The 21,968-nt window shown below is 44.1% G+C and carries 22 protein-coding genes and 1 tRNA gene; 10 read left to right on the top strand and 13 right to left on the bottom strand.

What is annotated here, in order from left to right:
- Positions 1–267: 267 nt before the first annotated feature.
- From rplT to MKX36_RS06980, 4 genes are all read right to left on the bottom strand, one after another.
- Positions 268–627, bottom strand: coding sequence for a 50S ribosomal protein L20 (gene rplT, locus MKX36_RS06995; RefSeq protein WP_007429517.1), 360 nt, complete (start codon positions 625–627; stop codon positions 268–270).
- Positions 628–679: 52 nt separating this feature from the next.
- Entirely contained in the window at positions 680–880 is a 201-nt protein-coding gene (rpmI, locus tag MKX36_RS06990; protein WP_007429516.1) for a 50S ribosomal protein L35, read from the bottom strand.
- A gap of 20 nt (positions 881–900) precedes the next feature.
- On the bottom strand, positions 901–1,398 hold the full coding sequence (gene infC, locus MKX36_RS06985; RefSeq protein WP_007429515.1) for a translation initiation factor IF-3: 498 nt from the start codon (positions 1,396–1,398) through the stop codon (positions 901–903).
- 320 nt (positions 1,399–1,718) lie between these two features.
- Positions 1,719–2,957, bottom strand: a complete 1,239-nt coding sequence (locus MKX36_RS06980) for a glycosyltransferase family 2 protein (protein ID WP_017426627.1) — start codon at positions 2,955–2,957, stop codon at positions 1,719–1,721.
- 600 nt (positions 2,958–3,557) lie between these two features.
- Between MKX36_RS06980 and MKX36_RS06975 the strand changes: the two genes are divergently transcribed.
- On the top strand, positions 3,558–4,085 hold the full coding sequence (locus MKX36_RS06975) for a phosphatase PAP2 family protein (RefSeq protein WP_013370069.1): 528 nt from the start codon (positions 3,558–3,560) through the stop codon (positions 4,083–4,085).
- Between the two features lie 51 nt (positions 4,086–4,136).
- Positions 4,137–5,270, top strand: coding sequence for an MGDG synthase family glycosyltransferase (locus tag MKX36_RS06970; RefSeq protein WP_404925993.1), 1,134 nt, complete (start codon positions 4,137–4,139; stop codon positions 5,268–5,270).
- A 44-nt stretch (positions 5,271–5,314) separates the two neighbouring features.
- Here the strand turns inward: MKX36_RS06970 and trmB are convergent, their stop codons facing one another.
- Both trmB and MKX36_RS06960 read right to left on the bottom strand, forming a co-directional pair.
- On the bottom strand, positions 5,315–6,028 hold the full coding sequence (gene trmB, locus MKX36_RS06965) for a tRNA (guanosine(46)-N7)-methyltransferase TrmB (RefSeq protein WP_025364390.1): 714 nt from the start codon (positions 6,026–6,028) through the stop codon (positions 5,315–5,317).
- A 104-nt stretch (positions 6,029–6,132) separates the two neighbouring features.
- Positions 6,133–6,330 carry a hypothetical protein gene (locus MKX36_RS06960; protein WP_013370066.1) on the bottom strand — a complete coding sequence of 66 codons (198 nt, stop codon included), beginning with the start codon at positions 6,328–6,330 and terminating at the stop codon, positions 6,133–6,135.
- 307 nt (positions 6,331–6,637) lie between these two features.
- On the opposite strand from MKX36_RS06960, the gene MKX36_RS06955 reads away from it, so the two are divergent.
- The 4 genes from MKX36_RS06955 (at position 6,638) to MKX36_RS06940 (ending at position 10,348) form a co-directional block, all read left to right on the top strand.
- Positions 6,638–7,591: a TIGR01212 family radical SAM protein gene (locus tag MKX36_RS06955; protein WP_290409001.1), complete on the top strand. Its 954-nt coding sequence runs from the start codon at positions 6,638–6,640 to the stop codon at positions 7,589–7,591.
- Positions 7,592–8,173, top strand: coding sequence for a class I SAM-dependent methyltransferase (locus MKX36_RS06950; RefSeq protein WP_044785870.1), 582 nt, complete (start codon positions 7,592–7,594; stop codon positions 8,171–8,173).
- A 170-nt stretch (positions 8,174–8,343) separates the two neighbouring features.
- Entirely contained in the window at positions 8,344–9,318 is a 975-nt protein-coding gene (locus MKX36_RS06945; protein WP_016820580.1) for a type I phosphomannose isomerase catalytic subunit, read from the top strand.
- Positions 9,319–9,343: 25 nt separating this feature from the next.
- Positions 9,344–10,348: an alpha/beta fold hydrolase gene (locus tag MKX36_RS06940; RefSeq protein ID WP_016820582.1), complete on the top strand. Its 1,005-nt coding sequence runs from the start codon at positions 9,344–9,346 to the stop codon at positions 10,346–10,348.
- Between the two features lie 102 nt (positions 10,349–10,450).
- On the opposite strand, the gene MKX36_RS06935 is transcribed toward MKX36_RS06940, so the two are convergent.
- From MKX36_RS06935 to MKX36_RS06925, 3 genes are all read right to left on the bottom strand, one after another.
- Positions 10,451–10,981: a YfiT family bacillithiol transferase gene (locus tag MKX36_RS06935; protein WP_016820583.1), complete on the bottom strand. Its 531-nt coding sequence runs from the start codon at positions 10,979–10,981 to the stop codon at positions 10,451–10,453.
- Between the two features lie 141 nt (positions 10,982–11,122).
- Positions 11,123–12,418 carry a 2-oxoglutarate dehydrogenase complex dihydrolipoyllysine-residue succinyltransferase gene (odhB, locus tag MKX36_RS06930; protein ID WP_340864449.1) on the bottom strand — a complete coding sequence of 432 codons (1,296 nt, stop codon included), beginning with the start codon at positions 12,416–12,418 and terminating at the stop codon, positions 11,123–11,125.
- 5 nt (positions 12,419–12,423) lie between these two features.
- On the bottom strand, positions 12,424–15,321 hold the full coding sequence (locus MKX36_RS06925) for a 2-oxoglutarate dehydrogenase E1 component (RefSeq protein ID WP_025364385.1): 2,898 nt from the start codon (positions 15,319–15,321) through the stop codon (positions 12,424–12,426).
- Between the two features lie 684 nt (positions 15,322–16,005).
- Between MKX36_RS06925 and MKX36_RS06920 the strand changes: the two genes are divergently transcribed.
- Positions 16,006–17,277 carry an MFS transporter gene (locus tag MKX36_RS06920; protein ID WP_340864448.1) on the top strand — a complete coding sequence of 424 codons (1,272 nt, stop codon included), beginning with the start codon at positions 16,006–16,008 and terminating at the stop codon, positions 17,275–17,277.
- Positions 17,278–17,517: 240 nt separating this feature from the next.
- On the opposite strand, the gene MKX36_RS06915 is transcribed toward MKX36_RS06920, so the two are convergent.
- Positions 17,518–17,591: transfer RNA gene (locus MKX36_RS06915), tRNA-Pro, on the bottom strand.
- 130 nt (positions 17,592–17,721) lie between these two features.
- On the opposite strand from MKX36_RS06915, the gene MKX36_RS06910 reads away from it, so the two are divergent.
- Positions 17,722–18,030, top strand: coding sequence for a hypothetical protein (locus MKX36_RS06910; protein ID WP_017426622.1), 309 nt, complete (start codon positions 17,722–17,724; stop codon positions 18,028–18,030).
- Positions 18,031–18,115: 85 nt separating this feature from the next.
- On the opposite strand, the gene MKX36_RS06905 is transcribed toward MKX36_RS06910, so the two are convergent.
- Entirely contained in the window at positions 18,116–18,481 is a 366-nt protein-coding gene (locus MKX36_RS06905; RefSeq protein ID WP_031463147.1) for a hypothetical protein, read from the bottom strand.
- Positions 18,482–18,765: 284 nt separating this feature from the next.
- On the opposite strand from MKX36_RS06905, the gene MKX36_RS06900 reads away from it, so the two are divergent.
- Positions 18,766–18,978, top strand: a complete 213-nt coding sequence (locus tag MKX36_RS06900; protein WP_016820594.1) for a helix-turn-helix domain-containing protein — start codon at positions 18,766–18,768, stop codon at positions 18,976–18,978.
- A gap of 530 nt (positions 18,979–19,508) precedes the next feature.
- Here MKX36_RS06900 and MKX36_RS06895 read toward each other — a convergent pair.
- Both MKX36_RS06895 and MKX36_RS06890 read right to left on the bottom strand, forming a co-directional pair.
- On the bottom strand, positions 19,509–20,309 hold the full coding sequence (locus tag MKX36_RS06895; protein ID WP_243537070.1) for a barstar family protein: 801 nt from the start codon (positions 20,307–20,309) through the stop codon (positions 19,509–19,511).
- A gap of 112 nt (positions 20,310–20,421) precedes the next feature.
- Positions 20,422–20,910: a HEAT repeat domain-containing protein gene (locus tag MKX36_RS06890; protein WP_193190529.1), complete on the bottom strand. Its 489-nt coding sequence runs from the start codon at positions 20,908–20,910 to the stop codon at positions 20,422–20,424.
- Positions 20,911–21,112: 202 nt separating this feature from the next.
- On the opposite strand from MKX36_RS06890, the gene MKX36_RS06885 reads away from it, so the two are divergent.
- Positions 21,113–21,871, top strand: coding sequence for a DUF2087 domain-containing protein (locus tag MKX36_RS06885; RefSeq protein WP_025364381.1), 759 nt, complete (start codon positions 21,113–21,115; stop codon positions 21,869–21,871).
- Positions 21,872–21,968 lie beyond the last annotated feature (97 nt).

Below are 21,968 nucleotides of genomic sequence, written 5' to 3'. Positions count from 1 at the left end.
AGAAGACTTACTTTAGAGATTATACAATTATGATCGGCTAAAATCTAGACAATTAATAACCTTGGGTCAATTTTTTTTAGAATTTCAAAAATGTAAGCGTTACAAAGTTAAAAAAACCATACATTCTATCATCATACGTCATATTTATTCGTATTTTGAAGAAAATGAAGTCTTTTTTAATGTTAAGTATGTACAAAAAAAGGCGTCCCTACACAGCGTACTGCTCGGGACACCTTTGTTACCACTTCCGTGGTTTTCACGCCTTAATTAAGCGTTGATTTTACCTTTAGCAACAGTTGCCAAAGAGTTGAATGCATTAATATCATTGACTGCAAGATCAGCCAAGATTTTACGGTTAATGTCTACACCAGCCAATTTCAGACCGTGCATCAATTTGCTGTAAGACAAACCATTCAAACGAGCTGCTGCGTTGATACGCACGATCCACAGTCTGCGGAAGTTACGTTTCGTCTGACGACGGTCACGGTATGCGTAAACAAGCGATTTCATTACCTGCTCGTTAGCTGTTTTAAAAATGCGGTGTTTGGAACCAAAATAACCTTTAGCAAGCTTCAATACTTTTTTATGACGACGACGAACGACGAATCCGCCCTTTACTCTTGCCATATCAAAAGACCTCCCAAATAATGTTTATACTTTATTTATTGCCGTGCTTATGCTATTTCAGGTTAGCAAGACCTTGTTTCAAACGTCTAACGTCCCCAGGTGCCATCTCAGGGTTAGTACCCAGAACGCGTTTTGCACGTTTGGATTTGTGGGAAAGCAAATGGTTTCTGTAAGCTTTGTAACGCGTTACTTTACCAGTACCGGTAATTTTGAAGCGGCCTTTAAGGCTGCTATGTGTTTTCATTTTTGGCATTGAACTTCCTCCTTAATTTGTCATTGACTCTTTGGAGCCAATATCATAATCATGCTGCGTCCTTCGAGCTTGGGTTGGCGCTCCACGGTACAAAGATCAGCAACTTCCGTTTTCACACGTTCGAGAATTTTTTGCCCCACATTAGCATGGGTAATTTCGCGACCACGGAAACGAACAGAGCATTTCACCTTGTCCCCTTCATTCAGGAACTTCACCACATTGCGAAACTTGGTTTGGTAGTCATGTTCCTCGATGTTGGAACGGAACCATACCTCTTTGATGTCAACGATCTTCTGGTTTTTACGGGCTTCCTTTTCTTTCTTTTGTTGCTCATAGCGGAATTTTCCGTAATCCATAATCCGACACACGGGCGGCTTCGCTTGAGGCGCCACGTTCACGAGATCCAAGTTTGCGTCAATCGCCATTTGCAAAGCTTCACGAGTCGGTTTAATCCCGATTTGTTCCCCGTTTGCACCAACTAGACGTACTTCTCTCACTCGAATCTCATCATTGATCATATGTTCCTTACTAATAACCCTCCACCTCCAGAACCTGTTATTGTTGTATTGTGTTTAAGCACAAAAAAGGGATGACGACTATGCAGCCGACATCCCTGTCTGATACTCAATTCATCATGAAAGTTCAATTCACAAATCATTGGATCATGACCAGCCGGCAATACCGGACAGGTGAGAAGTCGGTCCTTCTACTTGTTAATCCATACTTTTCAATTAACATACTCAAATATCATATCATGTTACTACTGAGTCGTCAACACTTTTATAAAAACAGTTGAAGCCCAGCCTCTGTAGGACACAAAGTTTTACTTTATCGTCCATTAACCTTGCTTGCTCTGAACCTCTTCCAGACGAACGACACGCGTATGCTGGGTGTGGCTCCATTGCTTGTTGTTCTGTGTAAAGAACGCATAGAACGTAATCGGATACCACGAAATCAGATAGACCGGGAACAGCAGCAAGTACAAATATACTTTTTTGAACGTGACCTTTTCCAAGATCATCGCGATCAAAAAGGTAACAATATTCAGCCCCACAGCCACAAAACCGGTCCAAGCAGGGAATTGTACGTAGATATTTTCAATATTGGGTCCACCAAATAATGCAATATCTACCCACATCGCTACTGTCATCAAGAAGGTAAACAGTACGATATACACGTTTAGACCATAAAGAGCCATATCGAATTTAATCAGGCTTCTATGCTTGATACTCTGCCACAGCAACGGGAAGAAATAACGACGAGCAACCGTAAAGTGACCTTGCATCCAGCGCAGACGCTGTCTGGACGAAGCTTTGAACGTCAACGGCTTCTCATCATACACCTTGGCATCGTAATTAAATCTTGGATATACGTTGCGTTGTGTACAACGCATAGTGAATTCCAAATCCTCTACCAGACTCGTTGCACCCCAGCCCATTTCCTTGAGCAGATTTGTTTCAAAGCACATGCCTGTACCACCGAGGAAATTAGCCATATTCAGGTTGTGACGTGACAACTGCCACAAACGGTTGATGTACCAATAAGATACCCCGTATGCGGCTGTGATCCAAGAGTCCTCAGGATTCTTAGTATCAATGTATCCCTGGATAACACGGGCGCCTGAGCACAAGTCATTGTTCATTTCGCTCAAGAAATTGGTATGCGCCAAATTGTCAGCATCAAACATGACAATGGCATCATATTGACGCGGCATAGCCCATAGCTCCTTGAGCATCCACTCAATAGCATAGCCTTTACCACGCAAATTCGGATTCGTACGTTCACATGCATTCATGCCGTGAGCACGAACGATGTCCGCTGTCTTATCTGTGCAGTTATCACAGATTACGAATACGTCGTACAGCTCCTTTGGATAGTCAAGCTGCTTTAGATTTTCCATCAATGCTCCGACAACTTGTTCTTCATTGTGGGCAGCGACTAAAATGGCAAATGATTTTTCTGGAGCCGCCTGCTCTTTCCTTTTCTTGCGAACCAATCCGAACAAGGAGAATGCAAACTGATAGACTGCGATCAACGCCAGTATAATCTGGAGCGTCACAAAAATAGCGTCTAACATGATCTCTTGTTACCCCCTTTTTATACCCCTTTAAAAATCTTGCGTTTGTCTGTTTTCTATCTGTGTAGCGCAAGTTGCGGCGCTTTGTGCGCCTTTTCTGTAGTTTTGACCCGACCCTTGCTTTCTTCTTTCGGCTCTGCGCAGCCCCCTTTTGGCTGACACAGGAATGCCATTACGATTTTCGTTGGTTTTCAATCTTTTGTCAAAGCCCCTAAACGGGTCTCAGCAGCAAAAAAACACGACAAATTCCCGTTTGAACCGAGAATGCGGCGCTGGACCTTTCATTCATGACGCTTAGGTCTTATTTTCATCCATTTGCTAACTTTTTATTTCTTTGGTCCCTCCTTTTTGTGGGCCAATTAGCAACCACTTCTAATCACTCTATCTTATTAGACGGATGAACGCAAAGAAAGTTATACAATACTGCTTATATTCCATTAACATTTTTGTGTAGAATTGAACCAGATAAGTGGTGATTCTTGAAATGAACAGCGTTTAAAAATATGATGAGAGCAAGAGAATAATTACTTAGATCTGATTCTGTCAAATTGATTCAAAATATTTGCCGACAGACCTGAACCGGCAACCGGAGGAAACCAAATGCAACGTCTAGTCGTAAAACTTGTAAATCTGGAGCAGCGATTGTTCAAATGGATCAACGGGCGCTTACACAACCGTTTTTTGAACTTTTGGCTGTACTATCTCACACATTTAGGCGGCGCTACCTTTACTATAGCCTCTACGCTTCTTATCTGGTGGCTCGCTCCGTATCCATGGAAAGATTCCGGCATGAAAGGAGCTATCGCTCTTGCGGTCAGTCACATCCCCGTGGCTATCGTTAAAAAGCTGTATCCGCGGATACGTCCGTACTTGGCGCTACCAGGTACGAATACATTTCGCAATCCCCTGTCGGATCATTCTTTTCCCTCAGGACACACGACCGCAATTTTTTCGGCTACCGTTCCTTTTATGCTGCAGTCACCCATGCTAGCACTGTTGCTGTTGCCAGTAGCGATAATTGTAGGTTTTTCTCGAATTTATCTGGGGCTTCACTATCCCACGGATGTACTTGCAGGAGCAGTCATCGGAACGTCTGCAGCAATAGGAACGGTTGCATTCTGGCCTTAAAGCCGATATGGTATGATTGAGAACATCCCAGCAGGAACAGGTGAAATGAGAGTGGCTAAAAAACGAGTGTTATTATTATCGGAAGGTTTCGGTGCCGGACATACTCAAGCTGCCTACGCGCTCTCAAGCAGCTTGCGGAAGCTTTCTCCGGATGTGCAGACAAGAGTGCTGGAGCTGGGGAGCTTTTTGAATCCGAGAATGGCCCCGCTCATTATTACAGCATACAAGAAGACTGTTGTATCGCAGCCTCGCCTAGTCGGATTGGTTTACCGTCATCAATACAAAAAATCATTAAACCGTCTTACAACGCTCGCTTTGCACCGTCTGTTCTACACACAGACCCGAAATATTCTTCGGCAGCTTCGTCCCGATTTGGTGGTATGTACTCACCCCATCCCAAGCGCGGTCATTTCACGTTTGAAGCGCTTAGGTCTACATGTCCCGCTGTGTACCGTCATAACAGACTACGATGCACATGGAACATGGATTAGTCCTGAGGTTGACCGGTACTTTGTATCTACGCCTGAAGTCATGCGTAAGCTGCGCGCGCGTGGAGTACCCGTATCAAAAATCCAGGTGACCGGCATTCCGGTGCATCCCAATTTTTGGGAACATCCAGGGCACGATGAAATCAGAGAACAATTTGGACTTAAACCCATCCCGACAGTACTTGTTATGGGCGGCGGCTGGGGCCTGATGAATGACGAATTTATACATCGTTCACTTACCGATTGGAGAGAAAAGATTCAATTTATTTTTTGTTTGGGGCATAATGATAAAATTCGTCGTAAAATGGAGCTAGATCCCCGGTTTAATCATCCAAATATTCATATTTTCGGATTCACACGGGAAATCGACAAATTAATGGAAGTATCGAATTTGCTCATTACCAAACCCGGCGGAATGACATGCACCGAGGGGTTGGCCAAAGGGATTCCGATGCTGTTTCACAAGCCTCTCCCTGGACAGGAGGAGGAAAATTGTCAGTATTTTACGGCTCAAGGCTTCGGAGAACCGATTACTTCGCTGGATGTTGTCGTTAAATGGATGAACCGACTGCTATACGATTTTCCAGAAATCGTTCGCAAGCGACAGGAGCACATTCATAATATAGCGCGATATTATCCTCTTCAGAGCGCACAGAGTATTTTGGATATACTGGAACCGAACAGGGTGCTTTCCTAAAAGGAAGCACCCTGTCTTGTTTACTTTATTTATTTTGTCTGCTTTTACTTTCCGTATTTTTCAAGCCGTGTTTTTCCGTACTCTTCCAAAGCGTCTTTACCAATCAGCACCTCGACGCGATGAATATTCATACCTTTACCCATGAACTTTTGTTCATATTCCGTCATGACATGCTCCTCATTGATTCCATCACGATGAAGGTTTAACGAAATATTCGTCATTTGCAGACCGCTGTCAGCGAATGAATTCAGAGAAAACTCAAACAATGTCTCCGAATCCGTCTTAAAATGAATTTGTCCTCTGCTATTCAAAAGCTGACGATACTTGTCCAAAAAACGCGGATGCGTCAAACGACGGCGAGCATGCTTGGCTTTAGGCCAGGGATCACTAAAATTCAGATAAATGCGTTCTACTTCCCCTGGTTCGAAAACATTCTCGATCTGTTCGATGTTTGCCAGTGCCAATTTGATATTGGGCGGTGTAACAACCTCTGAATCACTCCAGGCCAGGCGGGACTTTTCCGTAGCACGGCGAACCAGCTCATCATACATATCAAATCCGATATAGTTAACCTCTGGATTTCGGTAGCTCATTTGGCTTATAAATTGCCCTTTACCCATACCAAATTCCACATGAATGGGACGATCATTACCAAAAAGCTGCTGCCATTTCCCCTTATACTGTGATGGCTCCAAGATGACCAGATCTTGCTGTTCTTCCAGACTTTCACGTATTCCTTTTCTTCCGCGTAAACGCATGTTACTCCTCCATATGCTCTGTTATCAAGGAAAAAGGAATTCCACCCCCGCTTGAAGATACGGAAATGAAATTCCTTTTTCAATATATTTGGATTGGGGTCCAACTAGTTTAATTGTTCATAGTCTACCCCATCAGCAGGTGAAAAATCAATTGTCTTTTGGCAAGCGGCTCTGATTTTTTGACGTGCAGCCGTTCCAATCTGACGATCCTGCCCAAAACGGACACCAGTCAATGCTAACGCCTCATCAAAGGTTAACTCAACAGTAACTTTATCCATACGCGTCTTATCCTGCGTATTCATAAAAGATCACCTCACGGGTTATTTGTGATGGAACCGACGTGCACTTCCCCTAAAGCAGGCGATAGAAACAGCATAGCTGCCTCCCTGAAGAATAATCATTAGCGGCTGATAAGTTTTTATCTTCAGGATTAAAAACAGTCCTTTTATCATATGTCTGGTACCGCTTACAATATAACATATTGTGTAACCTTTTTCAATCCGGAAAGCGATAAAATCCGCACTTTTTAATGACTTTCTCGGTCAAGTGATTCCCATTTAAGATTGAATTTTGTTACAATAGGGTGATCGTAAAAAAAGGAGTCCTCCCATGAAAACAGATTTGTTGCCTGCTCCTCTCCTGTGGGGAGATAAACGGTTCCATACATGGAATTACGAAATGCGCGAGCAATTTCAAAATAAAGTGTTTAAAGTCATGCTGGATGCGGGTTTTACTTGTCCAAATCGCGATGGATCCATTGCCAAAGGGGGTTGTACCTTTTGCAGTGCACGCGGATCAGGTGATTTTGCCGGACGTCGCCGCGATGATTTGGTCACCCAGTTCAATACGATTCGGGATCGCCAGCATTTAAAATGGCCCAATGCTAAATATATTGGCTATTTTCAAGCCTACACCAATACGTATGCCCCGGTTGAGGAACTACGAGAATATTTCGAGGTTATTTTGGAACAGCCCGGTGTTGTCGGTCTGTCCATCGCTACACGTCCCGATTGCCTGCCTGATGATGTAGTCGATTATCTAGCCGAGCTGAACGAACGCACGTACCTGTGGGTCGAAATGGGCCTGCAAACTGTCCATGAATCGACCTCTGAGGTGATTAATCGTGCTCATGATACTCAGTGCTATCTGGATGCTGTAGAAAAGCTACGTAAGCGGAATATCCGTGTGTGCGCCCACATCATTTATGGTCTACCGCAGGAGACGCATGAAATGATGCTCGATACAGGACGTGCAGTAGCTGCTATGGATGTGCAGGGCATCAAAATCCATCTCCTGCACCTCATGCGTAAAACGCCAATGGTCAAGCAGTACGAAGCCGGATTGCTACGCTTTCTGGAAAAGGACGAGTACATTAAGCTCATTGTAGATACCCTGGAGTTTTTACCCCCTGAAATGATCGTTCATCGGTTGACCGGAGATGCACCACGTGATTTACTGATGGGGCCTATGTGGTCGCTTAAAAAATGGGAAGTTCTTAACGGCATTGATAATGAACTGAAATCACGTGAAACGTGGCAGGGAAAATACTGGAGGAAATCTTAAATGGGATTCCTGTCTGTTCTGAGCTATGCTCATCAATTAGTAGCTGCGCGGGTGCAGCCAGGCGATACTGCTATAGACGCCACTGTCGGCACAGGAGCCGATACGTTGTTTCTGGCTAAAGCTGCTGGCAAACGGGGCCGCGTCTATGGGTTCGATATCCAGCAGGCAGCTTTGGATTACGCTCGTCGTCGGCTAGAAGAAGATTCTTCCTCTTCATTAGCAGAAGTATCACTATTGCTGCAAGGCCATGAGCAAATGCGGGAGGCCGTTCCAGATCTGCTGCATGGTAAAGTGGCTGCTGTCATGTTTAACCTTGGCTACTTGCCGTCCGAAGGCGCCGATCTTACGGTTATCACACATACAGACAGCACGCTCGTCGCACTTGAAGCTGCCTTGCATTTGCTGCGCCCGCGCGGTATTTTGACTGCCGTATTATATCCAGGACACGCCGGAGGCAGGGAAGAAGCGGAAGCGGTCCTTCAATGGGCTTCTGCCCTCCCAGTCTCCAGCGGTCAAAGCATTATTTACCGTCAATTACAACGAGACGCTTCGCCTTACGTAGTCGCGGTTGAAAAGAAATAACGTCGGGTTGTTAAACTCGCATATTTGGTAATGAGCGACTTTCTTAGCCGCCTTACATATATTTTTAGCGCCATATGGGTCTATTCATCCTGGTCTATTGCCCAGCGGCACGTTTTGATTGCCTCATTCTGTTAGATCGTACTCATTACTCATTATGGAGGAGAGAAATCATGCTAAAGCCATACCCGCTGCAATTTCAACCTGAGTTCAAAGAGAGAGTTTGGGGAGGACGAGCCTTAGAACAATTTGGTCTGACCCCACCAGAAGGACATATTGGTGAAGGATGGATGATTGCTGATCATCCAAATGGAACAACAACGGTTATCAATGGCGAGCTGGCTGGAAAAGGACTGGATGAAATCCGCCAGACCTACGGACAGGATTGGCTTGGCGCAAAGGGCGTATCGAAAAAAGGCGGACGTTTTCCACTTTTGATCAAGCTACTGGATTGCAACGATGACTTATCCGTTCAGGTGCATCCGACGGATGATTACGCTGGACTTCCAGCAGGAGAATTAGGAAAAACCGAAATGTGGTACGTGCTTGATGCCAAGCCGGATGCCAAAATTATTTATGGTCTGACCGAAGGTGTAACCCGTGAAAGTCTGCGTACAGCTCTTGAAAGCGGAGATATCATGGGCAGTTTGCGTCAGGTTCCAGTTGAAGCAGGCGATACATTCTTCATCCCCGCTGGAACCGTGCATGCACTGTGTGCAGGTGTTGTGGTTGCTGAAATTCAGCAAAATTCGGATACAACCTATCGCTTATATGACTACAATCGCCCCGGTCTGGACGGCAAACCTCGTGAGTTGCACATCGAGGACTCCCTTAATGTAACTTCTTACGAAGGTGCAGGCGCAACAACGATGAAAACGGACGGCTTGCAGCCTGGAGAATGGCTCCAACTGGCATCCTGTGAGTATTTTGTTGTGGAAAAGGGTATCGTAGAGGGAAGTTGGACACTTTCTACAACGGAAGACAGCTTCACTATCCTTGTGATTTGCGAAGGCAGTGGAACCATAACATGGAACAATAATACGGAGTCTCTTTCCTGTAAAGCTGGAGATTGCTTCCTGCTCCCCGCTAATCTGGGCGGTTACACGCTGAATGACGGAATGACCGTACTTAGATCTTATCTTCCTTAAAGCTTAAAGGATGTGATGTCTAATCATGCGGGAATACACCTTCACCATCGCTGAAGATGACGGAACAGAGCTTTTTGCTTACCGATGGCTACCCGAGCAGAATGTTCCCGTCAAGGGGATCGTTCAAGTTTCGCATGGCATGTGTGAGACGTCCTACCGCTACATTCGGCTGGCCGAAAAACTTACCGCTTCTGGCTACGGTGTGTATGCCAACGATCATATCGGCCACGGACGCACAGCTGGTGATCCTGATAAGCTCGGTATGCCGGGAGCCAATGCATTCAATCGAATGGCAAAAGGCATGCTGGAGCTAGGCGAAATTGCGGCCAAGGAATTCCCTGATCAATCTCGTTTTTTACTGGGTCACAGCATGGGGTCCTTTTTAACCCAGAAAATTATGTATGATGATCAGCAGTCGTATCACGGGTTTATTTTATCAGGGACCAACGGACGACGTAGTCTGCTGAAACTCGGAGAGCAGGTTGCCCTACTGCAAGCCAAACTGCAAGGAATGGATCATCGCAGCATGCTGCTCAACGCTATGGTCTTTGGCGGCTTTAACCGAGCCTTTCGTCCGGTGCGTACAGCGTTCGACTGGCTGTCCCGTGATCCCGAGGAAGTAGATCAGTTCGTGCACGACCCATTATGCGGAGCTATTTGCACGACAGGCTTTTTCCTCGATTTTTTCAGGCTTTTACAAGAAATTCACTGGCCTTCCTCGCTGCAAAACATTAATCCAAAACTGCCCGTTTATATTTTTGCCGGGGATCGTGATCCGGTGGGCTTGTTTGGAAAAGGTGTGTTGTCGCTAGTGGATATGTATCGAAGCCTGAAGCTTCAAGACGTGGAGTATCGCCTTTATCCTGACGGTCGCCATGAGATGTTGCATGAAACCAATCGTAACGAGGTAATGAGTGACATCGTGGACTGGCTCGACCGTCATATTAACACAGGAGCAACCTCTGTTTCCGTTTTGTCTGGAGCCTCCGAAGCGCCCTCTTTATCAGCTTCGCCCGAGTCATCATCCTAGTGAGGAATAAGCAAAAGAAACCTTTAAAGCACGATAAAAGTGGCTTTAAAGGTTTTCTTTTGTATTCCTTTATATTTCATCAGGACATCATTTTTGAGTTAATTACCATGCATTTCGTTCTTTCAGGGAAGTAATATGAGCTATGTGATGTTTGCCATGCCAGGCATAGATGCCAATGTTTCGTTCCAGGCGGATCGTCTGGCCCGATTCAGGATGAATAAATGTTCGGTGTAGCTGATCTTCCCCTAACGAGCGTAACATGGTCACCCATCGTGCATGCAGTCCTTCCAGCAATTGCAACGAAGGTTCCAGTGGAAGCTCTCTGGCATCTGGTATTTCAGCCCAACGCCCCTCATCATAGGGTTTGATTGTCGGTGTATCCTCGGTCAGCGCCAGCTTAAAACGGATATAACTGTTCATATGGCTGTCTGCCAAATGATGAACAACCTGTCGAATTGTCCATCCTCCTTCGCGATAAGGCGTATTTAGCTGTTGCTCATTCAGTCCTTCGACCGCCTGACGCAGTTGTCCAGGCAATTCAGCAATGTCGTCGATCCATGTGATCAGCTGTTCTTCTGTAATGGTATCTGGAACCACGAACGGTCCAATCGGGTAGCGCAAGTCTTTGTCCAAAACAATTTCCGCCCTTCTCTATATCTGAATGTCTGCAATGCCTATAGCCTTATGTTAGTACTATGCAGGAAAAAAAGCAGACCCGCAAGAGTCTGCTTTTGTCATGCACGTACAGAGGAAATACACTCGCCTAATTTATTTTTATCCTTCCAGCAACAATGATTCGGGATCTTCCAGCAATTCTTTGACCGTTACCAGGAACCGGACCGCCTCGCTGCCATCAATAATACGGTGGTCATAGGACAAGGCGATATACATCATTGGACGATTTTCCATGCGTTCCTCGTCGATGGCAATCGGGCGAAGTTGGATTTTATGCATTCCCAAAATACCCACTTGCGGTGTATTCAGAATTGGCGTAGACAGCAGGGAACCGAAAATACCTCCATTGGTTATGGTAAAGGTTCCTCCTTGCAAGTCTGCCAGAGAAAGTGAATTGGAACGAGCTTTGCTAGCCAAATCGGCAATGCTCTTCTCAATTTCAGCAAAACCAAGACGATCCGCATCCCGGACAACGGGAACGACCAAACCTTCCTTAGCAGATACAGCAATCCCAATATCATAGTATTTTTTCAGTACGATATCATCGCCATTGATTTCTGCATTCACAGTAGGGAAGCGCTTGAGCGCGCCAACCACTGCCTTCGTAAAGAAGGACATAAAACCCAACCCTACATCGTGTTTCTCCTTAAACTTATCTTTACGGCGTTTACGCACATCAAGAATGGCGGTCATATCCACTTCATTAAAAGTAGTAAGCATGGCGGCTGTTTGCTGTGCTTCAACAAGACGCTTGGCAATCGTCGCTCTCCGACGGGACATCCGCTGCCGCTCCACAGGCTTGCTGTACTCTGTTTGAGCTGGAGACGGTGACACAGGCTTGCTGGCAACGGGAGGCGCAGGTACAGATGCTGTACGTGATACTTCAGCACCATTATGCGTTTTTACGTCCTCCTGGAACACACGTCCAAGCGGGTCCTTTCCCTGTACCTGCTCCAGATTAATCCCGCGCTCACGCGCCAGCTTCCGGGCGGATGGTGATGCCGTCTGACCATTTCCGTCGCTATTGGAGGGAACTGGCGGCGCAGACTTTTCTACTGCCTTACCGCTGCTTTCTACGGAAGTTGGTGAAGTTGCTAAGGACGGCGCTTCAGGCGCTTGGGTCGCTGCGGCTTCTCCGGCACCGGTTGCTTCCGCGCCACTGCCGCTTCCGATCAAGCCAACAGCTTCACCGATAACCACTGTATCCCCCTCCTGACGAAGGATTTTCTGAACCACACCTGCTTCTTCCGCACTAATTTCCAGATTAACCTTATCCGTTTCCAGCTCCAGTAGAACATCTCCCTGTCCTACGGAATCTCCTTCCTTCACAAGCCATTTGGAGATTGTCCCTTCCGTGATGGATTCTCCCATTGCTGGCACTATAATGTCGCTCACAGCCGCTACCTCCCCAGTGTAATATTGTTTTTGGAATCCTGCTTCAACGCCGATTGAATAATTCGCTGTTGTTCTAGGCTGTGTACTTGCTGATAACCACTCGCCGGGCTGGAACGATCCGGTCTGCCTGCGTAGCGAATTTCCGCTCCCTGTGGCACAACCTCTCGCAGACGAGGCTCCATATAACTCCAGGCTCCCATATTTTTAGGTTCTTCCTGAGCCCATACGAACTCCTTAACATGTGGGAAGCGATTGAAAATATTCCGAATTTCCTCTGCCGGGAAAGGATAGAGCTGTTCCACACGAATAATATGCAAGTGCTCTTCTGCCTCATTCCCGTTCTTATCTTTCTCCAACGCTTCCTCCAGATCAATGGCAATCTTGCCACTACACAATACAATGCGCTCTACCCGATCTGGACGTGATCCCAGACCAGGTTGCTCCAACACAGGACGGAATGTTCCCTCACTGAATTCAGAAGCAGGCGAAGCAACACGATTGTTGCGAATCAGGCTCTTCGGCGACATCATCACCAGCGGGCGAGCTTCCTCACTTTCGCTTAATGCAGCCTGACGGCGCAGCAGATGAAAATACTGTGAGGCGCTACTCAAATTGGCGACAGTCCAGTTATTTTGTGCAGACAGCTGGAGGAAACGCTCCAGACGTGCACTCGTATGCTCAGGTCCTTGTCCTTCGCTACCATGCGGCAACAGCATCACCAGACTGGATTTCTGTCTCCATTTGGCACGGCCAGCGGAAATGAATTGGTCGAAAATAACCTGCGCACAGTTGGCAAAATCGCCAAATTGCGCTTCCCAAATGACCAACGTTTCGGGAGAAAACACGTTATAGCCATACTCGAAGCCGAGGACTGACGCCTCAGACAATGGACTGTTATGAATACTGAACGAAGCACGCGCTTCCGGCAATGTATGCAGCGGGCAATGGGTACGCCCGGTTTCGGGCTCATGCAGCACAAGGTTACGGTGAGCAAAAGTAGCACGCTCCGCATCCTGACCTGTCATACGAATAGGCTTGCCGTCTGCTAGAATGGTGGCCAAAGCCAGCGTCTCCGCCAAGCTCCAATCTACCTTTTCACCCTCGTTCAGAGCTGTTTTTCTACGTTGTAAAATTCGTTCCAGCTTCGGATATACATGAAAAGCCTGTGGCCATTTGAGCAAGTTTTCATTGATTTGGCGCAGCTTTTTCAGTTCAACCGCAGTACGGACCGGAGAGCTCTGATTTTTTTTCCCCTTCACAGCTGTAAATTCAGGTTCCTCTTCTGGTTGATTCTTCACATGCTCATGCGCTTCCTTCAGTCGGTTTTGCACCTTCTCAATCAGAGCAGTACTAAATGCTTCATCCACTATGCCCTGCTTCATCAGCTTTTGAGCATACAATTTGCTAACCGTCGGATGATTCTTCACCTTATGATACACCAGTGGTTGTGTTGTTTCCGGATCATCAGATTCATTGTGACCATAACGACGGTAACCAATCAGATCAATCAGAAAATCCTTCTTGAAACGATTGCGGTATTCGCCAGCCATACGAGCCGCTGCAATACAAGCCTCGGGATTATCCGCGTTCACGTGTACAATCGGAATTTCGTAGCCCTTAGCCAGATCGCTGGCATAACGGGTCGAACGTGAATCAACACTCTCTGTCGTAAAACCCAGACGATTGTTCACAATAATATGCACTGTACCGCCATTACGGAAGCCACGCAAATTGGTGAAATTGAGTGATTCGGCTACGATACCTTCACCCGGAAACGCCGCATCACCGTGCATAATAATGGTAGCTGCCTTGCTGACATCCAGCTTCGGATAGCCTGCTTCACTGCGGTCTTCCTGCGCCGCGCGCGAAAAGCCTTGGACAACCGGATTGACATATTCTAGGTGACTTGGGTTGTTCGCCAACGTTAGACGGGCTTGCACGGCTTCCCCATCTTTTACAAAACGGTCTGCTCCCAGATGATATTTTACATCCCCAGTCCAGCCATAATTAATTCCCGTGGAACCTTCCGACGGAATCAGATCCTTATTCGGTGAATGATGAAATTCAGAGAAAATTTTGCTGTAAGGCTTGCCCAGCACATGTGCCAATACATTCAGACGGCCGCGATGCGCCATCCCCATCAGGACATGACTTGCTCCTGCATTTGTGGTTAGACGAATAATCTCGTCGAGTACAGGGACAAGCACATCATTACCCTCGATGGAAAAACGCTTCTGTCCGACGAATGTTTTATGCAAGAACTCTTCGAACTGTTCTACTTCTACCAATCTACCCAGCAACGACTTGCGTTCCTGTGTTGTGAGCGGCTTGGAGGACCAACCGGATTCAGCATAGCTATTCAACCAGCTACGTTCCTCCTCGTTATGAATATGACTAAATTCATAGGCAATCGGTCCTGTGTATGCTACACGTAGCCGTTGAATGGCTTCCCACCCGTTCAGTGTTCCCGCAGGAGCGTTATCCCATATTAAAGAGGCTGGAAAAGCCTTCAGGTCTTGTTCAGTTAAACCGTAAGATGCTGGATCAAGCAAACGTGTATCCTGCTCTGCATCCAATCCCAGTGGGTCAATTTGGGCGGCCAAATGTCCGTATTCACGGATGTTCCACACCATTTTGCCCGCTGTAACCGCTTTCTGTAATATGTTTGAATCAAGGTGCCCCAGAGCACTTGTAGGGGGGCCTTGCAACTTGTTGTCTATCATGGAAGCAGCCGAATATTCGGATTGTGGCGGCTCGCCCCATTGATCAAACAGCTCGCGGTAAGCCGGATCAACTGTTCCGGGGTCCGCTACATACTTTTCATACTGGTCCTGCACATAACCTAGATTAGGTCCGTAATACGTCTGCCAAGGTACCTGTCTGCTGCTCTCTTCCATTGTCATCTCGTTCCCTCCGTCAAATTTTGAAATTCATAGCTGGACGGAAATCATTTTCATTTTGATGTTTTGTTAAATCTTTAATTTGAGTAATTCACACTATGTTCACATTATATGAAATCCATCATCAAAAGTCGAATTTCACAGTGCTTATTTCTCTTCCATTGTATAAAGTTTTCTAGCTATGAGCATTTCCTTTTTCTCAACATATCCATGCGTAAATGAGATGAATCGGGTTGTTCTGTAATTCTGCAGCCTTGATCATTTAAAGATTAGAATGTGGTATAAAAGGATATCCTAATCAAAAAAAAGTTAACAACGCTTTCAGATCATACAACTTATCCGTAAGGCTTGTTATGGTAATATGGGCAAAACCACAATGGAGATGATATTTAATTTCAGGAATCAAACACTTGGCAACTTAAATAACCAGCCACCGGATATCAACTGACGGCTGGTTATTTAAGTTATGTTGCTCTCATACTACGCCAAACGAGTTAAAAACAACTTTCCAGTCCAACCCACTATGATTATCGTTGACAGCAGAATTAAAAAAGGTAGATGGCCGTTACGATGCAAATTCAAACTTAAAGTGACATTAAAGTCACTTTTCTGTACAATTTTCCTACTTTTCACTATTATTTTACTTAGGCATCTAAAAACCGCTTTGAAAGCGAAAGGGATGGAACTGTGACTGGACTAAAACAAATACTCAGAAACAAGAATTATGTCAGGTTTTTTCTGGCAACCTTCGCCTCACAAATGGGGGGAATTATCGGGGTTACCGCATTCATGTTTTATTTGTTGAAACGGTTTACAAATCAGCCTTACTATGCAACACTTGCCGAGTTAATGTATTCGCTCCCGATGCTGGTAGTATTTCTCGTGGTTGGAGTGCTGGCAGATCGGATGGACAGACAAAAAATTGCTGTTAATTGTGACTGGATCAGCGCCATTTTATCTTTATGCTTGCTTATTTTTATTTGGGTCGATTCGATTCCTTTGGTATTTGCCCTTCTCTTCATCCGTAGTGCTGCCTCCAAATTTTTCTTTCCAGCCGAAAGTGCCATTATACAGGGGATATTAAACGAAGAAGATTACACCATTGCCGCAGGCCTCAATCAAATGATGGGGAGTCTTTTCATGTTATTTGGAGGAACTTTGGGGGCCGTCGTTTACTGGCACCTTGGAATTACTGGAGCCATCCTCATTGATGCTGTTTCTTTTATTGTGTCTGCACTGCTTATTCGTTCCTGCAAAATTCCCAAGGAAGTACGCCTTCCGAACGGGGCACATCAATTTAAACAATTAAAATTCAAACTGGTCATGATCGATTTTAAACAAGGGTTTCTTTACATATTACGCAACAGACTATTGCTTTGGTTGGTTTCAGGCTTTTTTATGTTCGGTATTTTAAATGGAGGCTTTAGCGTTTTACCGATGTTTATTCTTAAATATAAGCTAGCTCCAGGCAACTATGAGCAGTATATGGTTTGGACAGGTATTATTTTTGGGGCTGGTGTGTTGCTTGGTACCCTAATCGCTTCCCTCATCTCCGCCAAGCTAAAGCTACACCAAATGATTGCAGCCGGAGTTCTGGTTGCCGGAATAGGTATGTGCATACTTGGATTTGTTAATCACCTCTATGCTTTTCTGATTATCAATTTTGTCATTGCACTGATACTTCCGTTCATTAACATCGGCATAGGAGGATGGCTGCCTCGTATTGTAGATCCTCAAATGATGGGACGTGTACAAGGTTTGATTAATCCGTTAATGATGCTGTCCCAGTCACTTACATTAGGTTTCATTGCTGTAAGCTTTCCTTCATTTATTTCAATTGAGCTCTTGTTTTTATTAGTTGGGGTTTGTACCGTTATGGTAGGCATATACTACACTATTGTGCTTCCCCGCTATGCTGATTACAGCACTTCTTCTAAGGCCCTTCAGGAATCTCTATAGGTAATTTAAAAAGTCATAAATGGCAGCATTGAGGGATTGTTGATTTGCCACTTTTGCTTCCGAATCCCGTGCAGAAGTGGCTTCATCCTATCTCCCCTCAATACTTCACAAGTACATACATTTGTTGTCTACGACTAGCTCGTCACAACCCAGTAGAGACAATGACTGATAGAGTATGTAATATACAAAAAAATGCCCGGCAGGCGCACGATCCGCACCAGCAGGACATTTGGATTATAATCGGAGTAGCGGGATTCGAACCCACGACCTCACCCACCCCAAGGGTGCGCGCTACCTAGCTGCGCTATACCCCGATAAACCAGTGTATGTAAAACGTTGCTGTTATTTACCATTATAATCTGGTCATAAAAGCCTGTAAAGGCATAATTTAGTCTGAGTGACGCAAAAAGTATAGACTAAAATCTGAGATCACAGGAGCTAACCATGCAGAGCAAAAAAATAATCATTTCCGCAGCATTATTACTTTTTTTAGTACAATTAAGCAATCCTATGTGCTATACCTTTGCACAGGATGAACTTGTCATAGATCAAAAAACGAAAGAGAGACTAGCAGAGCAATATGGCTTGGAAGAACCTCAGCCACCTACATCTGAGCAACAGCAAAAAATATTATTCGGAGCTGATTGGGGATTTAGTTTTCCTGTTAGTGCTGTTGTGCAGGACTTAATTAGCTTAACTCACGACCCACTTATATTTATTAGTCATCAATTGATTCATTCGCTAAAATCATAAGCCTTTTTTCATATTTGGAAAATTCAATAATGTAAAACATTAGGATCATTTTTTTGTAGCAAGTTGCCTGCTGCCTGGAGTCATTTCATCCTTTTTTAAGAAGGTTTAATTCAATGGGGCCCCTACCATATAACCACAGCAGTTCATCGAATAAAAATGTCAGTCCATCCTTCGCGCGTAAGCGTTCGATAATCTCCGTGACAACTTGCATAACTTCCCCTTGTACACCCTCTGCCAGTTGCAAGCCTCCGCTCTCTCCATCCAGGTAAAGATGCGTATGATATGACTGCTCCACCTTCTTCACATGGCGCAAACTCAGTATGCCATTTTCGAGGTAAAAGAAATATTGACAGTCATAAAGAACTCCTTCAAATATCTCATACATATGAGGGTAATCATACGGCCCCTGTACCATGGATACCCGCTCCAATTCTATTACCGATTCTGTCATACATCCTCGCTCCATTCCTTTGTTCAAAGTTTCTTATTTGCCAATAAGCTTTCTTTTACAGGTAGTTTTTCAAACTAGGCTGTTGAACGATAATTAATTGCTAATTGCAAAACCTTTTGATACGATAAGCATATTACTATGACGTTCACAAATAACATTTCAACAAACTAAATGCACATTACAGTGTTACTTTTGTTGTTTTCAGAATACATCCAACAGTGTTTATTGTCAATACTTTGATGTTTCTTTTTAACACTATAGAATGCATTAAGCTGGAGGAAAATATGATAAAGATTCATCTTTCCCGTATTATGGGTGAAAAACGGATAAATATTGCCGAGCTTTCCCGCATGACTGGATTACATAGAAACGGAATCACCAAACTTTACAACGAAGAAACAGACGGTGTGAAATTTGATACGCTGGATAAAATCTGTAAAGCTCTAGATTGCCATGTTCAAGATGTTATCGAGTATGTAGAGGATGATACAAATTAGTAAAATGGCACTTCTCTTGTTATGAGAAACTGTTTCAATTAGGTTTAGAACCTTGGCGTACTCCCTGGTGAACTGATCGAATACTTGCCAGAAGACGACGAAGAGAGCCGTTAACATGTTAAGGGCTCTCTGTTCTTTGTATAATATTTAAAATACTTTTTTACCGATCTTCCCACTCAATTAGATTTCACACCGTAATCCCTTTCTATAAGGTAATTTTAAATATATTTTTCCCACGTATGATAAATGTCCAATAAAGCATTAGGATTACGATCACCGTCTAAAACTCGATACATTTTATTCGTTAAGATCATGATCACATCCATATCTATTTCCTTAGACAAACCAGTGATAACAGGACGATTTACGCTAAAATAAGACTTTGGTTCCTGAATGATCCGCTTCTAACTCCAAAGCACTTTCACTTTGAATCTGTACATTCCCTAGATACCATTCCCAAATATCTATGTGCAAAAAGGTGGTTGCATTAATTTATATTCCATTTCAAAATCCCTTCTTGCTTTGCTATCTTAATTCGAAGAAAAACTCACGGTGACACCACCTGATACTAAGATCGTTAAAAGATCCATAAAATATTGCTGTGGTGAAAATCCATAACTTCTTTCTTCTCGATCCCATTCTTCCTCGAATCTTTCCAAGAAATAATGTGCGTTTTTCCAATGGATCGTGAACGGTCCTACTGCCCCAAAACCTCCACAAAGACAGTCCGATATACTGTCCAAGCTAAATCCAAAGTACCCTCCAGGCCCATTAATCGCTTCACCAAGTGCTATAAAAAATGTTGTAAAATCAAATATGTGTTCCCCGTCTAAGGTGTAGACTTCTCCTCGTTTATCCGGTCTGGCAAAATGATTAGATGCAGAATGTATTCTAGTCACGTTTAGCCATCCAGACCGTTCTTCGTTAGAAAAGCCTTGCCATATATTATTTTCAAGCGACTGAGAGCACTTTAAGAACTCCCATAATCTTAATTCAACAGGAGAGGGTTTCGTTTCAAGTATACCGGTTAGTTCCAGATTGAAGTTTCCTTTATTGTAATTTAGTTTATGGATTATAAAGGATTCAGGTAGGTGATAATAATAGCTTCCAATCCCTTTTTCTTCGTCATTTAAAATGACAATGCACAAGTTGGATACAGATTGTTTTGTCTTTGCTATGTTTCTTATGAATTCCTCATTAAAGACAAATTGTTCAAAAATGACCTTTTCATACGTTTCGACCATAATATCACCCGTTAGCCCAACCACATCTTGACAATAACCAACTGTGAGCCCACTTTCATCATCCATGACAGCAAATCTCTGCCTCATTTTGTATCATATCTCCTCACAATAATTTTAAGGAATGTAGCATTTAAGGTATCATTTTTAGCTTCTTAGGTAGAATAATCAATTATTTTGAAGCCGATAAGGTTTAAAGTCCTCATGTAAAAAGCCCTAAAGACTCCAACAAAAAATCACGCTTATGTTTGTTTTTATGATCGGCCAGCTTTCTTCTTATCATTTTTCTACATAGTTCCTTTTGAGCCTCAGAGATTTTATCTTGCACGGTACTTATCAGTTGATAGGATTGTCTACTTGCTTCAAAGGTATCATCCAGTAAATCTACTAGCGCCATAACATGAGTAGATACGTCAAAGAAACCTAGAGCATATAAAATTGTGCCTCTATTCCCCTTCGTCTTGGGATTTCTTAACAAGTCGAAAAGAGGCAACACCGCTTCATTGTCTCCTAGATCGGCTAACGTAACAGCAATTGCATTTCTCAGCAATATACTATCCGTCGTTACTAAATATCTCAATAATATTGGAGTGAATGTATGATCCTGCTTTTCACCCACATCCTCTATAATCCTTATCGCTTCCTTTAAATCTCCACTTTCTATGGCTTCTTCTAATCGCATTTTGTTCATAGTCCCCCGCCTTATTACAATATATAGAAACTATCCAACCTTATGCATTGCAACAATTTACATATGATAACAATCCTATATCTGTTTTGTATATAGCGAACATGTTCGAGATCCTAAAGAAATATCCACTCATTGATTTAAAATAAACAAAATGTTATATTGTCTATAAAATAATCATCATTCGATTGAGGTGTTTACTAAAATGGACCATTCCGAACTATTCTGGAATGCTGGTATTGAAGAACTGAAGCGCGGATATATTCGCCAAGGGGAGCAGGTAATTTGCCTCTTGGACGGACAACGATACGAGCAAGGCATCATATATCAGGATCAAGGGGTATTTTATGACGCGGAACGGTATATGCGTCTTCATATTGAGCGAACGTACGGTTCGGTCTTTGACTATTTGATCGGTCTGGACAAAAAGCTGACCGGACTGACGGATCACCAGAATCGGTTACTTCAGTTATTTTATCAAGGCATGGGTGATGCGGACATTCAAAAGGAAACCGGAATCGGCAGCGCATCTACCATACGCAATCATCGCTTTGGTCTCAAGGAAAAAGAACGACAGGCCAAGGTATTTCTTACATTAATGGAACTATTAAAGGAGAAAGACCGCCACGCTCCCGCCATGGTAGACGTACCCGTACGAGCACGGATGGTAGACGAACGTTACAACATTACGGAAGACGAGAGGCAAAAGGTACTCACGAAGTATTTTCCGAAGGGTACAGACGGGCGCCTAAAGACCTTTAAAATGCAAGAAAAGCACAAGCTGATTGTGCTGCGTGAAATTGCGGACCGTTTTGTAAAGGGACAAATATATCATGAGAAAGATATCAATGCGATTTTACAGGAAGTATATGACGATTATGTCACGGTGCGAAGATATATGATTGAATACGGTCTATTGGATCGCAAACCGGATGGCAGTGAATATTGGTTGAAGGAATCTTGAAGCTAGGCGCTTATAAAATCAGCATTTTGCATAATTCGATTCTCGACGCTCGTAGGTACAATATATAGACGAACTAAAGCGTTTCGATCTATACATT

The sequence above is a fragment of the Paenibacillus sp. FSL W8-0439 genome, assembly GCF_038008995.1.
In the GTDB taxonomy this organism is placed as follows: Bacteria; Bacillota; Bacilli; order Paenibacillales; family Paenibacillaceae; genus Paenibacillus; species Paenibacillus polymyxa.
This window is presented reverse-complemented; position numbering and strand designations above follow the sequence as displayed.

What these genes read in the sequence shown, in the direction of transcription:
- rplT (WP_007429517.1), bottom strand. Translation starts at nt 627, where the DNA reads ATGGCAAGAGTAAAGGGCGGATTCGTCGTTCGTCGTCGTCATAAAAAA.
- rpmI (WP_007429516.1), bottom strand. Translation starts at nt 880, where the DNA reads ATGCCAAAAATGAAAACACATAGCAGCCTTAAAGGCCGCTTCAAAATT.
- infC (WP_007429515.1), bottom strand. Translation starts at nt 1,398, where the DNA reads ATGATCAATGATGAGATTCGAGTGAGAGAAGTACGTCTAGTTGGTGCA.
- MKX36_RS06980 (WP_017426627.1), bottom strand. Translation starts at nt 2,957, where the DNA reads ATGTTAGACGCTATTTTTGTGACGCTCCAGATTATACTGGCGTTGATC.
- MKX36_RS06975 (WP_013370069.1), top strand. Translation starts at nt 3,558, where the DNA reads ATGCAACGTCTAGTCGTAAAACTTGTAAATCTGGAGCAGCGATTGTTC.
- trmB (WP_025364390.1), bottom strand. Translation starts at nt 6,028, where the DNA reads ATGCGTTTACGCGGAAGAAAAGGAATACGTGAAAGTCTGGAAGAACAG.
- MKX36_RS06960 (WP_013370066.1), bottom strand. Translation starts at nt 6,330, where the DNA reads ATGAATACGCAGGATAAGACGCGTATGGATAAAGTTACTGTTGAGTTA.
- MKX36_RS06955 (WP_290409001.1), top strand. Translation starts at nt 6,638, where the DNA reads ATGAAAACAGATTTGTTGCCTGCTCCTCTCCTGTGGGGAGATAAACGG.
- MKX36_RS06950 (WP_044785870.1), top strand. Translation starts at nt 7,592, where the DNA reads ATGGGATTCCTGTCTGTTCTGAGCTATGCTCATCAATTAGTAGCTGCG.
- MKX36_RS06945 (WP_016820580.1), top strand. Translation starts at nt 8,344, where the DNA reads ATGCTAAAGCCATACCCGCTGCAATTTCAACCTGAGTTCAAAGAGAGA.
- MKX36_RS06940 (WP_016820582.1), top strand. Translation starts at nt 9,344, where the DNA reads ATGCGGGAATACACCTTCACCATCGCTGAAGATGACGGAACAGAGCTT.
- MKX36_RS06925 (WP_025364385.1), bottom strand. Translation starts at nt 15,321, where the DNA reads ATGACAATGGAAGAGAGCAGCAGACAGGTACCTTGGCAGACGTATTAC.
- MKX36_RS06910 (WP_017426622.1), top strand. Translation starts at nt 17,722, where the DNA reads ATGCAGAGCAAAAAAATAATCATTTCCGCAGCATTATTACTTTTTTTA.
- MKX36_RS06905 (WP_031463147.1), bottom strand. Translation starts at nt 18,481, where the DNA reads ATGACAGAATCGGTAATAGAATTGGAGCGGGTATCCATGGTACAGGGG.
- MKX36_RS06900 (WP_016820594.1), top strand. Translation starts at nt 18,766, where the DNA reads ATGATAAAGATTCATCTTTCCCGTATTATGGGTGAAAAACGGATAAAT.
- MKX36_RS06895 (WP_243537070.1), bottom strand. Translation starts at nt 20,309, where the DNA reads ATGAGGCAGAGATTTGCTGTCATGGATGATGAAAGTGGGCTCACAGTT.
- MKX36_RS06890 (WP_193190529.1), bottom strand. Translation starts at nt 20,910, where the DNA reads ATGAACAAAATGCGATTAGAAGAAGCCATAGAAAGTGGAGATTTAAAG.
- MKX36_RS06885 (WP_025364381.1), top strand. Translation starts at nt 21,113, where the DNA reads ATGGACCATTCCGAACTATTCTGGAATGCTGGTATTGAAGAACTGAAG.